Source organism: Ruegeria halocynthiae, from assembly GCF_000743705.1.
Taxonomy (GTDB): domain Bacteria; phylum Pseudomonadota; class Alphaproteobacteria; order Rhodobacterales; family Rhodobacteraceae; genus Ruegeria; species Ruegeria halocynthiae_B.
In genome coordinates this window covers 686,018-704,543 of sequence record NZ_JQEZ01000003.1, presented here as the reverse complement: position 1 = coordinate 704,543, position 18,526 = coordinate 686,018, and the positions used below count along the sequence as shown (strand labels likewise).

Annotated in this window: 20 protein-coding genes; 6 read left to right on the top strand and 14 right to left on the bottom strand. The window is 60.7% G+C overall.

What is annotated here, in order from left to right; genetic code table 11:
* Positions 1–2: 2 nt before the first annotated feature.
* Positions 3–1,604, top strand: a complete 1,602-nt coding sequence (locus JT51_RS14050) for a BCCT family transporter (protein WP_037313684.1) — start codon at positions 3–5, stop codon at positions 1,602–1,604.
* Between the two features lie 86 nt (positions 1,605–1,690).
* Here JT51_RS14050 and JT51_RS14045 read toward each other — a convergent pair whose 3' ends face one another.
* The 3 genes from JT51_RS14045 to JT51_RS14035 all read right to left on the bottom strand — a co-directional run bounded on the left by JT51_RS14045 (position 1,691) and on the right by JT51_RS14035 (position 4,838).
* Complete coding sequence (locus tag JT51_RS14045) at positions 1,691–2,380, bottom strand: hypothetical protein (RefSeq protein ID WP_037313682.1); 690 nt, start codon at positions 2,378–2,380, stop codon at positions 1,691–1,693.
* A 318-nt stretch (positions 2,381–2,698) separates the two neighbouring features.
* Positions 2,699–2,959 (bottom strand): GNAT family N-acetyltransferase, encoded by a 261-nt coding sequence (locus JT51_RS21525; protein WP_419177305.1) that lies wholly within the window; start codon positions 2,957–2,959, stop codon positions 2,699–2,701.
* Between the two features lie 433 nt (positions 2,960–3,392).
* Complete coding sequence (locus tag JT51_RS14035; protein WP_037313676.1) at positions 3,393–4,838, bottom strand: NCS1 family nucleobase:cation symporter-1; 1,446 nt, start codon at positions 4,836–4,838, stop codon at positions 3,393–3,395.
* 169 nt (positions 4,839–5,007) lie between these two features.
* On the opposite strand from JT51_RS14035, the gene JT51_RS14030 reads away from it, so the two are divergent.
* Positions 5,008–5,664 (top strand): GntR family transcriptional regulator, encoded by a 657-nt coding sequence (locus JT51_RS14030; RefSeq protein ID WP_037313673.1) that lies wholly within the window; start codon positions 5,008–5,010, stop codon positions 5,662–5,664.
* Between the two features lie 107 nt (positions 5,665–5,771).
* Here the strand turns inward: JT51_RS14030 and rpsO are convergent, their stop codons facing one another.
* The 6 genes from rpsO to rbfA all read right to left on the bottom strand — a co-directional run bounded on the left by rpsO (position 5,772) and on the right by rbfA (position 9,924).
* Positions 5,772–6,041, bottom strand: coding sequence for a 30S ribosomal protein S15 (gene rpsO / locus JT51_RS14025; protein WP_037313670.1), 270 nt, complete (start codon positions 6,039–6,041; stop codon positions 5,772–5,774).
* 145 nt (positions 6,042–6,186) lie between these two features.
* Positions 6,187–7,209 carry a calcium-binding protein gene (locus tag JT51_RS14020; RefSeq protein WP_037313668.1) on the bottom strand — a complete coding sequence of 341 codons (1,023 nt, stop codon included), beginning with the start codon at positions 7,207–7,209 and terminating at the stop codon, positions 6,187–6,189.
* 93 nt (positions 7,210–7,302) lie between these two features.
* A complete protein-coding gene (locus JT51_RS14015) occupies positions 7,303–7,806 on the bottom strand; it encodes a DUF1643 domain-containing protein (protein ID WP_037313666.1) in 504 nt (167 codons plus the stop codon).
* Positions 7,807–7,828: 22 nt separating this feature from the next.
* Complete coding sequence (gene truB / locus JT51_RS14010) at positions 7,829–8,734, bottom strand: tRNA pseudouridine(55) synthase TruB (RefSeq protein WP_037313662.1); 906 nt, start codon at positions 8,732–8,734, stop codon at positions 7,829–7,831.
* Between the two features lie 60 nt (positions 8,735–8,794).
* Positions 8,795–9,532, bottom strand: coding sequence for a phosphodiester glycosidase family protein (locus tag JT51_RS14005; RefSeq protein ID WP_037313659.1), 738 nt, complete (start codon positions 9,530–9,532; stop codon positions 8,795–8,797).
* Positions 9,529–9,924: a 30S ribosome-binding factor RbfA gene (gene rbfA, locus JT51_RS14000; protein WP_037313657.1), complete on the bottom strand. Its 396-nt coding sequence runs from the start codon at positions 9,922–9,924 to the stop codon at positions 9,529–9,531. Before rbfA ends, JT51_RS14005 begins: the two co-directional genes overlap by 4 nt.
* A gap of 104 nt (positions 9,925–10,028) precedes the next feature.
* On the opposite strand from rbfA, the gene dapB reads away from it, so the two are divergent.
* Positions 10,029–10,838: a 4-hydroxy-tetrahydrodipicolinate reductase gene (gene dapB, locus JT51_RS13995; RefSeq protein ID WP_037313654.1), complete on the top strand. Its 810-nt coding sequence runs from the start codon at positions 10,029–10,031 to the stop codon at positions 10,836–10,838.
* A 6-nt stretch (positions 10,839–10,844) separates the two neighbouring features.
* Here the strand turns inward: dapB and JT51_RS13990 are convergent, their stop codons facing one another.
* The 4 genes from JT51_RS13990 to JT51_RS13975 all read right to left on the bottom strand — a co-directional run bounded on the left by JT51_RS13990 (position 10,845) and on the right by JT51_RS13975 (position 14,199).
* Complete coding sequence (locus tag JT51_RS13990) at positions 10,845–11,702, bottom strand: hypothetical protein (protein WP_152563356.1); 858 nt, start codon at positions 11,700–11,702, stop codon at positions 10,845–10,847.
* Between the two features lie 108 nt (positions 11,703–11,810).
* Positions 11,811–12,479: an ureidoglycolate lyase gene (locus tag JT51_RS13985; protein WP_037313648.1), complete on the bottom strand. Its 669-nt coding sequence runs from the start codon at positions 12,477–12,479 to the stop codon at positions 11,811–11,813.
* A complete protein-coding gene (locus JT51_RS13980) occupies positions 12,476–13,066 on the bottom strand; it encodes an HD domain-containing protein (protein WP_037313645.1) in 591 nt (196 codons plus the stop codon). The genes JT51_RS13985 and JT51_RS13980 overlap by 4 nt, the downstream gene beginning before the upstream one ends.
* On the bottom strand, positions 13,063–14,199 hold the full coding sequence (locus tag JT51_RS13975; protein WP_037313642.1) for a TauD/TfdA family dioxygenase: 1,137 nt from the start codon (positions 14,197–14,199) through the stop codon (positions 13,063–13,065). Before JT51_RS13975 ends, JT51_RS13980 begins: the two co-directional genes overlap by 4 nt.
* A gap of 99 nt (positions 14,200–14,298) precedes the next feature.
* On the opposite strand from JT51_RS13975, the gene JT51_RS13970 reads away from it, so the two are divergent.
* Positions 14,299–15,153, top strand: coding sequence for a LysR family transcriptional regulator (locus JT51_RS13970; protein WP_037313639.1), 855 nt, complete (start codon positions 14,299–14,301; stop codon positions 15,151–15,153).
* A 4-nt stretch (positions 15,154–15,157) separates the two neighbouring features.
* Here JT51_RS13970 and JT51_RS13965 read toward each other — a convergent pair whose 3' ends face one another.
* Entirely contained in the window at positions 15,158–15,340 is a 183-nt protein-coding gene (locus JT51_RS13965) for a DUF1674 domain-containing protein (RefSeq protein WP_037314325.1), read from the bottom strand.
* A gap of 89 nt (positions 15,341–15,429) precedes the next feature.
* On the opposite strand from JT51_RS13965, the gene JT51_RS13960 reads away from it, so the two are divergent.
* Both JT51_RS13960 and JT51_RS13955 read left to right on the top strand, forming a co-directional pair.
* Positions 15,430–16,686, top strand: a complete 1,257-nt coding sequence (locus JT51_RS13960; RefSeq protein WP_037313637.1) for an RsmB/NOP family class I SAM-dependent RNA methyltransferase — start codon at positions 15,430–15,432, stop codon at positions 16,684–16,686.
* Positions 16,687–16,774: 88 nt separating this feature from the next.
* Positions 16,775–18,514, top strand: a complete 1,740-nt coding sequence (locus tag JT51_RS13955; protein ID WP_037313635.1) for a heparinase II/III family protein — start codon at positions 16,775–16,777, stop codon at positions 18,512–18,514.
* Positions 18,515–18,526: the final 12 nt, after the last annotated feature.

Sequence of the window (18,526 nt, the reverse complement as noted above, 5' to 3'; positions counted from 1 at the left end):
GAATGGCTGAAACAAAGAAAATGCTGGATCCGGATCCCCGGATTTATGATTTTGAGACCGAATACGAGCTTGGGCAAGACAACGTCCGGCCATTCGGTCTGGACATTCACAACCCGGTCTTTCTGATCTCAAGTATCCTGATCTTTGCGTTTGTCCTGATCGCGCTTGCGAACCAGGAAGGGGCCGCTGCGCTGTTCGGCTGGCTCCGGCCATGGCTGACCAGTACGTTTGACTGGTTTCTGGTTCTATCCGTTGATGCGATCACCCTGTTCTGTCTGGTACTGATCATCCTGCCGGTCGGCAGCGTACGGATCGGCGGCAAGGACGCCACGCCCGACTATTCCTATGCTGGCTGGATCGCGATGATGTTCGCGGCGGGGATCGGCATCGGGCTGTTGTTCTTTGGCGTGATGGAGCCGGTCTATTACAACTTTGCCGAAGACGGCAACGCGGTACCACTGGGCATAGATATCGCGGTGCCAGGCAATGAATATGCCGGTATCGTTGGCACCATTCACCATTGGGGGCTTGAGGGCTGGGCAGTTTACGCCGCCGTGGGCCTGAGCCTGGCGATCTTCAGCTATAACCTTGGCCTGCCGCTGACCCTGCGGTCTGCGTTCTACCCGATCCTGGGCGAGCGTGTCTGGGGCTGGTGGGGTCATATGATCGATACGCTGGCAGTCTTTGCCACGCTGTTCGGCCTGACAACTTCGTTGGGTCTGGGCGCGCAGCAAGTTGCGGCGGGGTTGAACGAAGTGTTTGGTATTGAACCCAGCCCGACTGTCACGGTCTTGCTGATCATCGGCATTACCCTGATCGCGCTGGGCTCGGTCCTGATGGGCATGGATGCAGGCGTCAAACGGCTGAGTGAGATCAACATGATCATGGCCGTGGGCCTGTTCATATTTGTTGTCGTGGTCACCGGCGTCGGCGCAGCCATCTCGCGGTATTTCAACGTGATGACGGATTACGTGCTGCACCTGCCCGCACTTTCGAACCCGTTCGGGCGCGAAGATACCAGCTATTTCCATGGCTGGACGACCTTCTACTGGGCGTGGTGGATCGCGTGGTCACCTTTCGTGGGCATGTTCATTGCCCGTATCTCGCGCGGTCGCACGGTGCGTGAGTTCATCATTTGCGCCCTGCTGGCGCCCACTGCGGTCTGTGCCTTATGGATGTCGACATTTGGTGGCGCGGCCATCGACATGCTGAACGCAGGCGGGGCCGAGGGCGTCCGCGCCACGGTGATCGACAGCTACGCCCCCGAAGGCGCGCTGTTCGGCTTCCTGAAAGAACTGCCGCTATACGGCATCGTTGCCCCCATCGCGCTGGTGCTGATCGTGGTGTTCTTTGTCACCTCGTCGGATTCCGGTTCGCTGGTGATCGACACGATTACGGCGGGCGGCAAGATGGACGCGCCAGTGGTGCAGCGAGTGTTCTGGTGCACGCTGGAAGGGCTGGTCGCCATCGCACTGCTGCTGGGTGGCGGGCTTGCTGCGTTGCAAGGCGCGGCCGTGTCGACCGGCATTCCGTTTACGCTGGTGGTTCTGGTCATGTGCTATTGCCTGTGGCTGGCGCTGAAATCAGAACGTTCAAAGATGTAAACTGTGCTGTATGAAAAAGGAAACGCCCGCCGGTTGGCGGGCGTTTTTCTGTAGCTGAGGCCAAAACCCCTATCTACAGGATCAGCTTACGCAAAGATGAAATCCTCGGTGTCCGGCAGGGCATTATCCGAATTCACCACGACATAGCCCAACCCATCGGCACCGCCCTCGAATTGAACCAACGAGGCGAAATCATCCTGCCCCGGCTGGCTGAACTCGGTGAAGTCGAACACGCCAAGGCCTGTCTCAAACGCGTCACGGGTCAGCCCCACGTTGGAAAAGTCGATGATATCCTCATCGGGGTTGAAGTTGCTGATGGTGCCGCGGAAATCAACGCCGTTGACCTCGTCACTCAGCACAAAAACCTCTGCCACACCGTCAACGCCGACCGCGTTGTCGTTTTCACCAACCGTGACCAGTGCGGGTACATCGGCGAAAACAAAGTCCGTGCTGCGCAGCTCATCGACACCACCGTCGCCCAGCGGGGTCAGGTCGGTGCCGCTGATGACCAGCGTGTCCTGATCCGGCAGTTCGATCCGCACCTGACCATTATCCGCCGGCTCGACACGAATGACCGAGTCGCCACCGGTCAGCTGCTCGATCGACGTAATGCCATAGGCGCTGAGGTCGATGACATCGTCGCCAACCTGAAAATCGTCGATTTTCAATTCTTCGCCCTTCACGCCATTGGGTTCGGCAATGAAGGTCTCGCTGACGTTCGCGCCCTTTTCACGATCCTCGATCTTATCGAGATAGACATTTTGTTTAGCTGGCATTTTACTCTCCTGAATACTGATTGATCACCATGGCAGGGCGCTGTTCTGCACGCCTGACCGCATCTTTCGATACAGCGTTAGATGGCATTGATCGGGGCCGAGTAAATTCACATCGAACCAAGGTGATTTGACCGGTTTGGAATGAATAAAATCGTCGGTTGCGCTGTGCGTCAGGATCATCTGACGGGCTGCCGGGTGGGGCGATTATGTTGATTGTAGAGAGATCAGAGTCATGCGTGATTGACCCGGACGGGCCATCGTCGATGCGTGGTTGGTGGCCGGTCTGACCGCGTCGCGACGCCCTGCAAATCAGAAAACTTAAAGAATTTTGCGGAGCCGGGGGCCTACCTCGTCAAAACCGGACCGAATGTAGAAATCAAAAGTTCGCTTCCACTCTGGCTGGTTTGGTGCGCCTACTTCCAGACGATTCCATTTTCGTGAGCAGCCCAAATCAACGGCTTCTTGGATCAATGCCCCAGCAGTCCCACGCGACCGCAGTTTCGGTAATACATAGAGTTCAGAAATCTCACCAAAGACACCACCAGCATAGATGGCAGCGCATTCATTCAACATGATCAAACCCGTCGGCCGCGCGTTCTCATAGGATAGTAGCCCAAAAACGCGATCGTTTCTTATGACGGTTTCAGTGTCAGCCGTAACCTTCTCTAAGGAAGGGCCGGGCCGTTGCCCGAGTCTAATTCGTTTATCAAATCAAAGACAAATTTTGCGACCAATTCGGTCTGATTGACATCGGCCGGCCTAATGACGATTGATGCCCCGCTCACAAGCTTATCCTCTCCACAGCTTTGACTTCTGATGATCTTGCTAGAATGTTTCTCTGTCTTGAGCAACGGCATCACCGTCCCGCACCGCAACAGGTGTGGTGCCCAATCAGATACGAGAGCATAGGCGCGTAACACCCCTGTGGAAACCCACGCGATAACGAAAAACGCCCACCAAAAGGTGGGCATTTTCCTCTGTCGGGGGGACAGATCCTGATCGAGGGTTGTCCTCAGACCTTCACGTTGTCCTTGGCGAAGGCATTGTAGATCAGCCCGCCAAGGATCGCGCCGATGACCCAGGCATAGCCTGACAGGAATGCGAACCAGGGCACCCAGACCGTGGCGACCGAGAAGATCGCGGCAATCACGAAAGCCTTGACCGCGGCGTTGTTCCAGCCGTTGTCATAGTGATAGACGCCGCCCTCCATGTTATACAGGTCGTCTTCGTTCAGCTGCTCTTTCCGGTGCCAGTAGTAGTCGACGATCATGATCCCGAAGATCGGGGCCAGCGTCGCGCCCAGCGTGTTCACAAAGCCGCCGATGCCGATCTGGCTGATGACGCTGGTCCAGAACCCGCCAATCACCAGCGCAAAGACTGATGTGATAAGGCCCGCCTTGCGAAAGCTCATCTTTTCGGGGTTCAGGTTGGCGATCCCGTTCACCGCCGGAATGAAGTTGGCAACCAGGTTGATGCCCACCGTGGCGGCAAAGAAGGTGATCGCCGCGATGATGCCCAGCAATACGCTGTCGGTACGCTCGACGATCTCGGTCGGGTTGATGATCTCTTCACCAAAGACCACGGCTGCCCCGCCGGTGGTCAGCAGCGCCAGCGCGGAAAACAGGATCATGTTGAGCGGCAATCCCGCAAGATTGCCAAGCACCATGGTCGGCTTGTCCTTGGCATAGCGCGAGAAGTCGCTGAAGTTGATCATCACCGCCGCGAAATAGGCCACCATGGTGCCGACGATGGCGATAAAGCCCTTGAACTCGGTCGCGAATGTTCCTTCGGGGTTGGCAAAAATGGTGGCGGTTGCCGAAAGAAGCTGCCCGTCCGAGCGCTGCCACAGCACGATGACAAGGCCGATCATCACCAGATAGACAAAGGGGCCCGCGATATTCAGGAAGGTTTCCACCCAGTTCATCCCGCGCCAGAAAATGACGATGTGAAAGGCCCAGACGATCACGAAGGACAGCCAGTCGATGCCGGTCAGGCCCATGATCTCGGACCCGCCTTCGGCACCGGTGATCGACCGGATCAACAGCGACAATGCTGTTGAGGCGAAATAGACCTGAACGCCGTACCAGAAAACCGCCACGGTCGCGCGCAATATCGCAGGCAGCTTTGCGCCCTTGGTGCCAAGGCTGGCGCGGGCAAAGACCGGGTAGGGGATGCCGTATTTTTCGCCCGCCGCGCCGGACAGGTTCACCATCCACATGACAAACAGGCCGGCTGTGATCAGGGCGGCAAAGGCAGTCCAGCCGCCGACGCCATAAGAAATGAAAAGCGAGGCGACGAGCGAATATCCAAACAACGACTGAACGTCGTTTGCCCAGATGTTGAAGATCGCGAACCAGCCCCAGGTTTTTTCATCTGGGCTGACGGGGTTCAGCGTGTTGTGCCCCTTGGGGTCCAACGTGCCACCATGGGCCACGTGGTGTTGATCGGTTGACGTCATCTGTTCCTCCCTGATGCCGCCCGGTGAAGGCGGCCGATGTCGCAATACGTGTTGCGTCTCGCTTCAATTATAACTAACATCTTAGATAGAATATCTTTTGGTAGACTATCTAAAATTTCTAATAGAACCTTATTGGTAAAACATTGAATACACGACGAAGGAGGGGGCGATGACGCAGGCGCAAGACGTTCATCTGTTGGCAGACAAGGCGCAAAAAGCGCTGTGGGCTGCGTTGCGTTCCGGGCAGTTGCGCGCGGGTCAGTTTCTGTCTATGTCGCAACTTGTCGTTCTGCTTGATTATCCGATTGCGTCCATCCGCGACGCAGTAAAGCAAGCCAGTGCCCAGGGTTTGGTGACCACCATGCCCAAACGTGGCGTACAGGTGATGGAGGCAAATCCCAAAACCATACGGGAATGTCTGGATTGCCGGATGGCGCTGGATCAGGAAGGCGCCCGACGACGGATATCCAAAGGCGGGATGTCCGGGCTGGATGCCCTGCGGACGCAACACGAAGCGATGCGGGGCGCGACGCAGGTGGCAGCCGCAGAAAACCTGCCTGCCAAAGCCATCGGGGTTGATCAGTCCCTGCATGACTATCTGGCGGATGGCCTTGATAACTCATTGCTGACTGCGGCCTATGCGGCCAACCGCACCCGCATCGCCATCATCCAGAATGTCCGCCCGTTTCTTCAGGACAGGATTGTGTCGGCCATGGACGAGCATATTGCGATCATCGACGCGCTTGAAAATCTTGATGCCGATGCGGCAACAGCCGCGATACGACATCACTTTCGTCAGACCCTGCGGTGGTGGGGCGTTACCTGACGTTCGATCCGGAGGTCGGGAAGGTGACAAAAAAACGCCCACCGAAATGGCGGGCGTTCAATAAGTGCAGATCGTTCAGCCAGGGCCGGAACCCGGTGCAAACGCGCTTAGCGGCGGATGCCCAGCTTTTTGATCAGGTCCTGGTAACGCGCTTCTTCTTTGCCTTTCAGATAGTCCAGCAGCTTACGACGCTGGGCAACCATCTTCAGCAGACCGCGACGACCGTGGTTGTCTTTCTTGTGGGTCTTGAAGTGCTCGGTCAGGGTGGTGATGCGCGAGGTCAGGATGGCAACCTGGACTTCTGGCGAGCCGGTGTCGCCGTCCTTGGTGCCGAATTCTTTCATGACGCGTGTTTTTTCAGCGGCAGTAATCGACATCGGGGTCTCCTTTAAAAAGGTTAGAGTGAATGGCGCAGGCCGGGATGTCGTCCAGCACAGGCCCATGGAGAAAACCGCACCGATTCCAATGCGGATGGGCGCGTATAGGCGCATTTTCGGTAAATGGCAAAGGGATTCTGTGGGTTCAGCCCAGCGCGCTTAGTTGCGCCAATTCCGCCCCAGCAATCAACTGAATGTCGTCGGGCGTCATCCCGTCAGCCCCCAGCAGATGCGCCACGTCCTGACCGTCGATCGACACGCGGGTCAGATTTTCATTCTCGGCGTCCACCTCGATCTGGATATCGGGGTCTGGCTGACCTTCCCAGGAAATCAACAGCTTGTCCTGCCCGGGTTGGAAATCCATTACGGTCACGGCTTCATCATCAGTATCGGGGTCGATGGCGATATCATCCGCGCCTTCGCCGCCGGTGACGATATCGCCGCTGTCCGCCAGAATCGTGTCGTCCCCTTCGCCGCCGTTCAGGAAATCCACCGATTGTTCGCCTTCGCCGTCTTCGCCGGTCAGGACATCATCCCCGTCGCCGCCGAACAGAACGTCCTGACCGGCACCGCCGTTCAGATGGTCATCGCCAAAACCGCCGTGCAGCGCATCGTCCCCATCGCCCCCGATCAGCGTGTCACTGTCCTGACCCCCGTACAGTTCATCGTCGCCACCGCCGCCGTCCAGTTGATCCTGACCGAAGTGACCCGCCAGCGTGTCGTTCCCGTCATTCCCGGAAATTTGATCATCCCCGCCCTCGCCATGCAGGATGTCCTCGCCCATCCCGCCGGTCAGCAGATCGTTGCCTTCGCCGCCGTGCAGCACGTCGTCGCCCTGTCCGCCGATTACCGTGTCGTCACCGCCATACCCGTTGATCTGATCGCTGCCTTCCTGCCCCGTCAGCAGGTCTTCGTTCTCGCTTCCGGCGATGACCAGATCGCCCTCGAACTCGGAAATGAGGGTGCCGGTCGATGGGTCAGGCACCTCGGTCGGGGCGGGTTCATCGACGTTTTCACCCGCGTCCAGAAGATTTCCATTTGAGATGTCATCGGGCTGATCGTCAATGACGTCGTCGTCATCGGGCTCCTCATCCGAGACAAAGGCATCGCTCATGGCGTAGGCTGCACCGCCGACGGCGGCAAGGCTCAGCAAACCGATCAGAAACATGGGAACCCTCCGTGGACACGCTGCCCCGAGGGTAAAGTCTCATGCTATCAGCCACTTGGTCAAAGCCAAGCTGATCTTGTGGTTAACCTTTTGTCACCAGGTTTCGGGTTGTTGGGTATAGGCGATGTAAAGGGGATGTTTCGGGTGCCCGCCCTTGGTCAGCCCCAGATGGAGCAATGGCTGCCCGGTGCCGCGCAGCAGCCGCTCTACTGCGTGCCCGCGATCCAGATGCGCGCCGTGGGTGCCCCAGGCGGCAATGACCTGATCGGCCCAGTCGGCGCCCGACAGAATCGCCGCGTCGTTTTCCGGCCCCACCGGATCGGCGGCAGCGCGCATTTTGCGCGGATCAGTGTCGCGCCAGGCAAAGATATTGGTGACCCGAAACGCGCCAAACCCCAGTGCACGCGCGCGACGTTCGCAGCGTTCCACCGTCGGATCGTTCTGAACCTCGGTCGCGGTGGACGGATTCAACATGACAAACAGCGCCTTGCGCCCGACCGGGTCCCAGATGCGGGTCAGGCTATAGCGGTACTTCTCGCAATCCGAATAGATGGCGGTCGAGGGCGCGTCGCCCTTGGTATGGGAACGGGTAATCATGCCCAATCGCCTAACATGGCTGTCAGGTGACGAACACCCGGCTGGGGTGCAATTCACCGGATTTATAGACGCCCACAGCCACGGCCTTGCCATCCAGCGAGGCCCAGGCTTCGTCGCCATATTCGACGTCCGAGGCCAATACCAAGCCCGGGTTGCCATTGCGCAGGCGGGTGGCGCCCTCGGGGGTGCATTTCAGCTCGGGCAGGTCGGTGAGGCCGGTTTCCAGCGGGTGCAAGTAGTCGTCCAGCGCGGTGGTCTTGGCCATCTCGTCGATTTGTTCGATGCTCAGACCATCTTCGGCCTCGAATGGGCCGGACCAAATCCGGCGCAGCTCCCTGACGTGGCCGTGGCACCCCAGTGCCTCGCCCAGATCACGGGCAATCGAGCGCACGTAGCCGCCTTTGCCGCAGGTCATTTCCAAGGTGACGTGATCGGGATCGGGACGGTCAACCAGAACCAATTCCTCCACCCAAAGCGGACGGGCCGACAGTTCCACATCTTCGCCATCGCGGGCCAGTTTATAGGCGCGCTGGCCGTCGATCTTCACGGCCGAGAATTTGGGCGGCACCTGCATGATCTCACCAACAAACGGAGACAGGGCCTGTTTTATATCTTCATCCGAAGGGCGTGCATCGCTTTGCGCAATCACCTCGCCATCGGCATCGTCGGTGTTGGTGGCTTGGCCCAGCCGTACGGTGAAGGTATAGGCCTTCAGCGCGTCGGTGATATAGGGAACGGTCTTGGTTGCCTCACCCAAGGCCACGGCCAGAACGCCGGTTGCCTCGGGGTCCAGCGTGCCGGCATGGCCCGCCTTCTTGGCGTCCATCGCCCAACGCACCTTGTTGACAACGGCGGTTGAGGTCATGCCCGCAGGCTTATCCACCACCAGCCAGCCGGAAATGTCGCGGCCCTTGCGTTTGCGTCCCATTCTGCACCTTGAATCTTGCTGAGGCGCGCGACCTAACGGATCACACGTGCCCTGTCAATTTCAGGGTGTGTCTTCGACCACACCCACAATCGGCCCCAGCGAAAAGCCGACATCAGACCGGTTGCTGGCCCGTTCATACATGCGTGAGATGTTGCCGTCGAAGAACAGCGCATTCGGCGTCTCCAGCGTATCGCGGAACAGGCTGCCGAATTCGTGAAAGGTGACGTAATCGTCCGAGATCGCAAACACCGCGCGTGTGCCGTCGGCGCTGGTGCCAACGCCGTTGCGAATATAGCGCGAGGTCGAATCGGGCAGAAAGCGGGGATGCAGCTCTCCGTCAATCACCAGCATCGGGCCGGATTGGCTGGCAAAGCGGCAATCGGGGGCCTGATCGACGTAATCCAGCGTTTCGAACACATCGGCGCGGCCGTCGCGGATGCAAAAGACGCCATTGGGCAACAGGCCGAAATTGCCGGGGCCTGCGTTCGGGATCACGCGCATCTGTTCCTGACCGTCTTCGACATAATGGCCGACGGGGGACCGGTCGTCGTGATACATGCCCGCGTTCATTCCAAAGGCTAGCCGCTTGCCACCGGGGGCCAGCGCCTCGTTCACGGATGAGAAATGCCCCAGCAGATCGCCGTTTTCATCGTTCAGAAACAGGCGCAGATCTTCCGACGCCGCATCCACCGTACAGACGGAATAACGCTTGTCCTCATGAGTCACCTTTTCACAGGTGACAGCCGAAGCCTGCGCAGCCCAGAAGACCGCACCCAGAATGACAAGCGTGCGGATCACTCGTCCAGATCGCGGCGCACCGCGTCCTGGTCGAACATGCGGCGGGTGTCGTCCAATCGGTCGAACGTGTCGTCCAGACGGAACCGCAGATCGGGTGAGAATTTCAAACCGACCTTCTTGCCAACCATACGCCGCAGCTCGTGCTTGTTGCGGGCCAGCAGTTCGATCACGTTTTCCTGCCCTTTGCCGCCCAGGGGCAGCACATAGGCGGTGGCGATCTTCAGATCGGGTGAAGTGCGCACCTCACCTACGGTGATCGACATGCGGTTCAGGTCGGGGTCGTGGACATCTCCGCGTGCCAGAACTTCGGACAGGGTGCGGCGGATCAGTTCGCCAACACGCAGCTGTCTTTGGGACGGGCCGGGGCCATCGTGGAATTTGTTCTTTGCCATACCCCCCGATCTAAGGGCAAAGCGGGGCTTTGCCAAGCGGGCGCGAACGGGGTAGGAGGCTTTGAGCCGACCACGAGCCAATCAATGCGAAAAGGACCAGCGCTATGACCCATATTCCGGGGATCGTCATCACAGGGGCTTCGGGCCGTATGGGGCAGATGCTGATCAAGACCGTGACCGACAGCGATCAGGCGCGTCTGGTTGGTGTGATTGAACGCAAGGGCCATGACTGGATTGGCCGCGATGTGGGAGAGGCGATGGGCGGTGCCACACTGGGCGTGACCGTGACCGACGACCCGCTGGAAGCCTTCGCGCAGGCGCAGGCGGTGATTGATTTCACCGCCCCCGAGGCGACGCTGGAATTTGCCGCGCTGGCCGCGCAGGCGCGTTGCGTGCATGTGATCGGCACCACCGGCATGACGGATGAACAAATCGCGGCGCTGGAACCGGCTTCGCGTCACGCGGTGATCGTGCGGGCGGGCAACATGAGCCTTGGCGTCAACCTGCTGGTGCAGCTGACCAAAAAGGTCGCCGCCGCGCTGGATGAGGATTTCGACATCGAAGTGATCGAAGGGCATCACCATCACAAGGTCGACGCGCCATCCGGCACTGCGCTGATGCTGGGTGAAGCCGCCGCCGAAGGGCGCGGTGTAAGGCTGGAGGATGTGTCCGACCGGGGCCGCGACGGCATCACCGGCGTGCGCAAGCGGGGCGATATCGGGTTCCATGCCATTCGTGGTGGCGACATCGTGGGTGAGCATGACGTGCTGTTTGCCGCGCCGGGTGAACGTATCGTGCTGCGCCATCTGGCCAGCGACCGCGCCATATTTGCCCGTGGCGCGCTGAAGGCGGCGCTGTGGGGGCAGGGCAAGGCCCCCGGCCAATATGACATGGTGGATGTGCTGGGGCTATAGGCCGCCCTAGCGGAACGCGGACAGGCCGGGCGGTTCCGCGCCCTCCAGTTCCGCTTGCGCAAACAACGCGCCCAGCCGCTGATCCCATGTTGGATATTGCCCGGTCCGGGCATAGGTCAGGCGTTCGGCCCCGATGGAGATTCCCAGGGGCGCGGCCTCCCCTCCGATGATGATCTCGCCGATCTCGGTCCAATTCGCGGATGGCGGATACGCAGCGGGCGCAGCTTCGTCCGTGTCGCCCACGCGGTAATACACGCCCATCGTCACGATATAGGCGTCGCCAAACGGATCGGGGAAGAAAAAGCCCGAGGCATCGCGGGCGGCCAGCGCCTCGGCCTCGTCTCGCAGCAGGACTTTGTCGGCGAAGGGCAGGCCCATCTGGTCCAGCACCTCGCGCATGTCACTGGATTGCGGCACGCTGACAAAGGCGATGCGCGACGGGTCGAGGTCAAATTCCTCGGTCAGAATGCGCATCATCAGACGGGTCGTGGTCTGACCATCGGCACCTGCGGGGTGGCAGCCGACCTCGTGAAACAGCGGCAGCACATCGGCGCGCGATTTTTCATCGACATCACCCACCCGTGCCAGCGGCTGGATGACAAAGTCACCTGACGGCAGGGCGGATTGATCGAAATCGTGGCGCAGCCCGCCGTTATAGTCGTCAGCCCCCGTCGCAATTGGCTGCGGCGGGGTTTCGGAAAAGCCAAGTTCGGAGAAGGTCGCTTTCAGCCGGTCCAAGGTTTCAGCAAATTCCCGTTCAAACCCGTCATTCTGGCCGGATGCCGAAAGGGCCAGCCGCGGCAGCATCGTCCCAACCGTTGCTGCCGTTCCCAGTTGAACAACTGTTCGCCTGTTCAAAGCCATCTGATCCCTCCCGTGCGCAATGGATGCGTATGACAAGAGTATCACAGATGTTTCGGGCAAAGGTTAAGGGTTTCTGAAAACGCGCCACCATATGGGCGGCGCGTCTTGTTACAGATCCTTGATCTTATCCGCGCGCAACGGGCAGGACAGGTAGACGCCGAATTCTGTGCCGATATCGGCGCTGACCCGCGCATGCACCCGGCCTTGCCGGTCAAGAAAGCGCTGGTTGTCTTCGACGGGAAAGATCCCCTCGTGCCAGATGCCGGGATGGATATAGAGCCCGCGTGAACCATCGCACCAGAAGGCCACCACCTTGTCCGGTGTCAGGTTGTCGCCGGGCAGGGCTGCGGGGACGATGAAAGGCTTGTTGTCCAGCGGCCAGAACATCTGCCCGCCATCGGGGTGATAATTCATATGCCACAGCAACACCTGATCGCGCGGCGCGGTTTGCCGGTCGGTCTGGGCCTGTTGCGGGTCCGCCGACCAGCCAAGGACATAATGGCCGTTGACCGCCTCGTTCTCGCCGTACAGCACATCGCCTTTCCAATCGCAGCGAAAGGTGCCTTCAACCCAGCCGGCTTCGTCGCCGGTGCCTTCGTCGATGGGCCGCCAGCCCTGTTGCGGCCAGCGGGCGATTTCGATCTCGAAACCGTTTGGGTCATCGACCAGGCAGCCATAGCCCTTGACCGTTTCATCCGTGGCCCGGATCAGCGGGACCTCATGCCACGGCAGAGACGGTTTTGAGCTGGCCTCAAAGATATACTCTGGTGCGGTCATGCCGTGCCCAGATGCTTGTCGACCATACGCTGCACCATCGGCGCGAAATGGGTGAAATCGGGGGTTTCCATATCGGCCCTCTTGCCCGCCTCGTCCAGATAACGCACCTGAATGATCTCTTTCAGGTTCGGATTTTTCTCGAACTCGGCCACTTCTTCGGCGCTCATCGGGCCGCCCTGCAGTTCCAACGTATGGACCGAGGCGGTTGACAGGCGCGCAAAATACTCGGGCTTGGTGGCGCACAGATACCGTTTGGCCGCCACGTGATAGCGGCAGCAATCGGTGATGACCGAGGGAAAGAATTGCTCCAGCACCTCGGCACCGGCGTCTTCGTGATGGCGGTCTTCGGTGTCGTCAGGGTGATAGGTGCCGAATTCGGAGGTGAAATGCCCGATATCATGCAGAAGGGCACCGACAATGATTTCCTCGGCCTGACCATTCCGCTCGGCGATGGTGGCACCTTGCAGCATATGTTCGGCCATGGTGACGGGTTCACCCAGATATTCCTCGCCGCCCCGGCGGTCAAAGATATCGCCGATGAAAGCCACGATGTTGTCGCGGCTCAGGGTCGAAAAGTTGGGTTTCATTCCGCCGCCTCCGGCTGTGCCATATCCATGGCTGCCAGTGTCGACAGCAAACCGTCCTTGTCGGCATAACACCCCTGCAACCAGCGTGAACCGGCACCGGAATAACCCAGGCGCGCGTGCAGTACGCGGGTGTTGTCGACGATAAAGCTTTCGCCGGGTTCCAGCTTGAACGACACGCCCATGTCGGGATCGTCGATGATGTCACCCAACTGGCGATAGGCGGCGTAATACGCCTCCATCTGGTCGAACGGCACGTCGACAAACGGCGCGGAGGAGCGGTTGTTGAAGCGGATGCCGATCAACTCGCCATCGGGCGACAGTTCGATCATCGGGCGGCGCGAGCGCAGGCAGACACCGTCCGACCCTTTGTATTCAAACCGGGCCGGATATCCCGCCAGCAGGGCAAAACCTTCGGGGTTGTCGGCGCGCAGACGTTCGGCGGCGCGGAAACCATCCACCACGATGGACTCCCCCCCTTCGGCGCTGTTTTCCAGGCAGTACAGGATTTGCAGCGTCGGTACCGGATCGCGGTAAGGGTTGTCGGTATGGGCCTGAAGGCCAAGGCCGGTAAAGGCAAGGTTGGTCGGGTTGACCTCGGTCCGGACCTCGAAATACGGGCCATAATTGGTTTCGCGCACATAGCCGAACAGATCGGCCACTTTCAGCAGCGACTCCGGCTCGGTCGGGCCGTCGGTCAGCTTGGCAAAGCCGAACTCGGCCACCGCTGCCAGCCAGTCGCGTTTGGCGGCGGGGTTTTCCTGTACCTGGGTCCAGTCACCGCTGGGCGCGCCGATGCCGCGCTGCCATGTGGTGATGCCGGGGGCAAGGCGGCCCAGCGGACGGTCCTGATCCCGGTCATAGGTGTGATCGGCCAGCCAGTCGGCGGGGAAAGTGACGGTTTTATCTTCGGGCTGGAACGTCACTTGAAGGGCACCGTTCAGAACCTTGGCGTCGCTGACCATGGTATCGGCGGGAATGTCGCCGATGGTGATCAGACGCTGGCCGTTGCCCGGCGCGCGGGTTTCCGGGTCCAGCGCGTTGTCGCGCAGCCAGATGGCGTGAAAGCGGGCCTGGGTGCCGCTGTCGAATTCAACGGTCACGACCGAGGCGTCGTGGGTGGCAGAGCGCAGCATGGGGGATCTCCTGTTCAGCGCGGGCGTTGGTTGAGCACATACGCGGCCTGTGGCATTACGACAATTAATCCTTCTTTCTGCTGAGGCTTGGAAAAACTTATGGCTAAGAAAAAGATCGGATTGCCACCGCTGGACTGGCTGCGTGTGTTCGAGGCCGCCGGGCGTCTGGGCGGGTTTTCCGCGGCAGCGAAAGAATTCGGGCTGACACAGGCGGCGGTCAGCCAACGGATCGGCAACCTTGAGGCCTGGCTTGGCCGGACGCTGTTCGTGCGCGAGGCGCGCGGCGTCTCGCTGACGGTCGAGGGCGAAAGCTACCTGCCGCTGGTGCAGGACAGTCTGCAGGCGCTGGAGCGCAACACCGAGGATTTGTTCGGTAAATCCCCGCGCGAATTGCGGGTTGCTGGGTTGTCGTCGAACATCCACGCATTGATCCTGCCCAGCCTGACGCGGTTTCAGGACTTGCGGCCCAAGGTAAAGGTGATGACCGATTCCGTGGCGCGGCGGTCGTCGCTGGACGAAGAACGGACCTGGTTGCAAATCCGCTATGGGCGGGGGGCGTGGCCGGGGCGCGATGCCAAGCTGATTGCGCCCGAAGTGCTGGTGCCAATGGCCGCACCGGGGGTCGACTGGGGTGCGCCGTTGATCGACCTGCGCGGCGAGCGACCGGCCTGGCAGGATTGGGCCCGCAAGACCGATCAGGACGGGCTGCCGCCGTCAAACGTCAGCTTCGATTCGATGGAACACGCGATCTCGGCGGCGCGGCAGGGGATTGGCGTGGTGTTGGGATCAGTGCCGCTGGCCACTGCGGATTTGCAGGCCGGACGCTTGCGCAGGCTGGAACTGCCTGAGTTGCAGACCCGGGACGGCTATTGGCTGACCTGGCCCAAGGATCGGGCAAAGTCCAAAAAGCAACGCGCCCTGATCGACGATTTTCTTCAGGCGCTGCGGGGCTGACGGATCAGAAATCGACCGCGATGCCCTTTTTCTCCCAATCGCCATAGCGGGCCGGATCGGGGCCGTCGCGCCCGCCCAACTCTTTTGGCATCTTCTTTGCCTGCGCTTCGGCCTTGCGGCGGCGGTCTTCGGCTTCGGCCAGCGCGCGTTGTGCGGCGGGAGGCAGGTCTGTGCGGTCGTCACTCATGACATCGGGTTCCTTTCCGTGCAGGGGCTTGATATACGCCCCCGTCCGCCCTTGGCAATGCGGGCGAGAGGTCATTCAAAGGCGGTTCCATGTCCGACAATGCAACAGCGGCACGACGCAGCGCGATCTATCTGCTGGATCAGATATTGGGGGAAGGGCGGCTGTTGTCCGAATGTCTGGCCGCAGGCGCGCTGGATCGGCTGGGGCCGGAAGACCGCGCGCGAGCGCAACGCCTGACGCTGGAAACCCTGCGTGGGCTGGAACGCGCCGACCGCTTGCTGGACAACCACCTGAACCGGACCCCGGATCTGACCGTGCACAACGCCCTGCGCCTTGGCGCGGTCGAGCTGTGCCACGGCGAAGCGGCCCATGGTGTGGTCAACTCCATGGTCGATATTATCGGCCGGTCGCGCAAGCACGGGCGGCTGAAGGGTCTGGTCAACGCAGTATTGCGCAAAGTGGCTGCCGAAGGGCCGGACGCCTGGCCCAAGATGCGGGTGCCGCGCCTGCCGGAATGGCTGCGCGATCCGCTGATCATGGCATGGGGGGCTGAGGCGATTGCGGGGATGGAGCAGGCGCATTTTGCCAGTGCGCCGCTGGACATCACGCTGAAACCCGGCGCGACCGGTCCCGGCGAAACCCTGCCAACCGGATCGGTGCGGGTGCAGGATGCCGGTCAGGTCACGAACCTGCCGGGGTTTGATCGGGGCGATTGGTGGGTGCAGGACGCGGCGGCGGCTGTGCCGGTGCGCATTCTGGCCCCAAAGGCGGGTGAAAAGGTTCTGGACCTATGCGCGGCACCGGGCGGCAAGACATTGCAACTGGCCGCTGCCGGGGCCGAGGTCACTGCGCTGGACATCTCGGAGGCCCGGCTTGAACGGGTGCGCGAAAACCTCAAACGTACCGGACTGACGGCAGAGGTCATCGCCGGTGACGCGTTGGAGCATCAGGGTCAGTACGACGCGATCCTGCTGGACGCGCCCTGTTCCGCCACCGGCACCATCCGGCGGCACGCGGATCTGCCCTTTGCCAAGGACGGCTCGGAATTTGGCGCGTTGATCGAATTGCAGGCCCGTATGCTGGCCCATGCCTGGACCTTGCTGAAACCCGGCGGGCGTTTGGTCTATTGCACTTGTTCCCTGCTGCCGGATGAGGGTGAGGTGCAGATCGAAGAGGCGCTGGAGCAATACCCCGACATGCAAATCGACCGGAATGTGCTGGACATCGCCGGGGTGGATCAGGGCTGGATCACCGAAGAAGGCGGCCTTCGCCTGCGGCCCGATTATTGGCCGGATCGGGGTGGAATGGACGGCTTCTATATCGCTTGCCTGAACAAATCCGCCTGATACGACGCTTTTCGATGACTTGACGATCAGCGCGGTCTATCGTTGGTTCAGGCGCCAGCAGAGCGCAAGGGGCAGAGTAACGAGCGTCATGTCGAACCCAGATACCATGACAAACCGATGGGCGCGGTTTCAGAACCGTCTGTACGCGCGCCTTAGTCAGCGGCGCAAATCAGTCGCTGGATTTGCCGGGACGCCCGAACCGCGTACGGTGGGTTCTTTTGCGCGGGGTCGGCAACTGGTGGCCGGAAATCTGCTGTTTGCCGGTTTTCTGGTCGAGGCACAGGATACTAACCTGTGGGATGTTGCCGCGCCCAGTACCGGATTTGACAATGAACGCCACGGCTTTGCCTGGCTGGATGATCTGGCTGCGGTCGGCGACATGCGCGCGCGCGCAAAAGCCCAGCGTTGGGTCTGGGGCTGGATCGCGGCGCATGGGCGCGGAACCGGGCCGGGCTGGGCCCCCGATCTGACCGGGCGGCGGGTCACACGCTGGATCAACCACGCTGTGTTCCTGTTGCGCGGGGCGGACGAAACACAAAGCCGCGCTTTTTTCCGCGCGCTGTCTCAGCAGACATGGTTCCTGTCGAAACGCTGGCAGGCCGCAACACCGGGCCTGCCCCGGTTCGAGGCGCTGGCGGGCCTGGTGCAGGCCGGGCTGGCGTTGGAAGGGTTAGAGCAGATGGCCGATCCGGCCCTGCGTGCGCTGGCGCGGGAATGCGACCGGCAGATCGACCAGCAGGGCGGTATCTCAACCCGCAATCCCGAAGAGCTGCTTGAGGTCTTTACTTTGCTGGCCTGGACCTCGGCGGCGCTGAGCGAATTGGGTCGGGGCACCCCCGGGGCGCAGGCAAATGCGATCAAGCGCATGGCACCCACATTGCGCAACCTGCGCCATTCCGATGGCGCGCTGGCGCGCTTTCACGGTGGTGGACGCGGTGTTGAGGGTCGATTGGATCAGGCGCTGGCGCAAAGCGGGGTCAGGCCGAACCATTCGACCGGCCTGTCCATGGGATATGCCCGGCTGTATGCCGCACGCACCAGCGTGATCATGGATGCCAGCACGCCACCAAAGGGGGCCGCGTCCTATAACGCCCATGCGTCGACCCTTGCGTTCGAGCTGACCTCGGGCCGTCGGCCGCTGATCGTGAATTGCGGATCGGGGGCGAGTTTCGGGCTTGAATGGCGCAGGGCTGGCCGGGCAACCCCGTCGCATTCGACACTGTGTCTGGACGGGTTTTCCAGCGCTCGGCTGAGCGCGCCGGTATTGGGTACAGAAAACGAGGCCCTGGTCGACGCACCGCAGGATGTTGCGGTCGAATTCGAAGACGCCTTTGAAGGTATGCGGCTTATGGCGGGCCATGAGGGCTATGCCCGGGTCTTTGGCCTGACCCATGCCCGCACGCTCGAGCTGCGCTTTGACGGGCGGGAACTGACGGGCGAAGACATATTGCTGACCACCAGCGACAAGGCAAAGCGGCAGTTTGACAAGGCGCTGGACTCTTCCGGGCTGAAAGGCATCGGTTTTGACGTAAGGTTTCATCTGCACCCTGACGTGGATGCGGCGCTGGATTTGGGTGGTGCGGCGGTGTCGATGGCGCTCAAAAGCGGTGAGATCTGGGTGTTCCGCCATGATGGTGTGGGGAAATTGTCTGTCGAACCAAGTGTTTATCTGGAAAAAGGGCGGCTAAAGCCACGCGCGACAAAACAGATCGTTCTATCCGGGCGCGCAATGGAGTATGCGACGCGCATCCGGTGGACGCTGAGCAAGGCACACGATACAGCCTATGCCGTGCGTGACCTGCACCGGGACGAGCCCGAATTCGACTGACGCCAAAAGGAC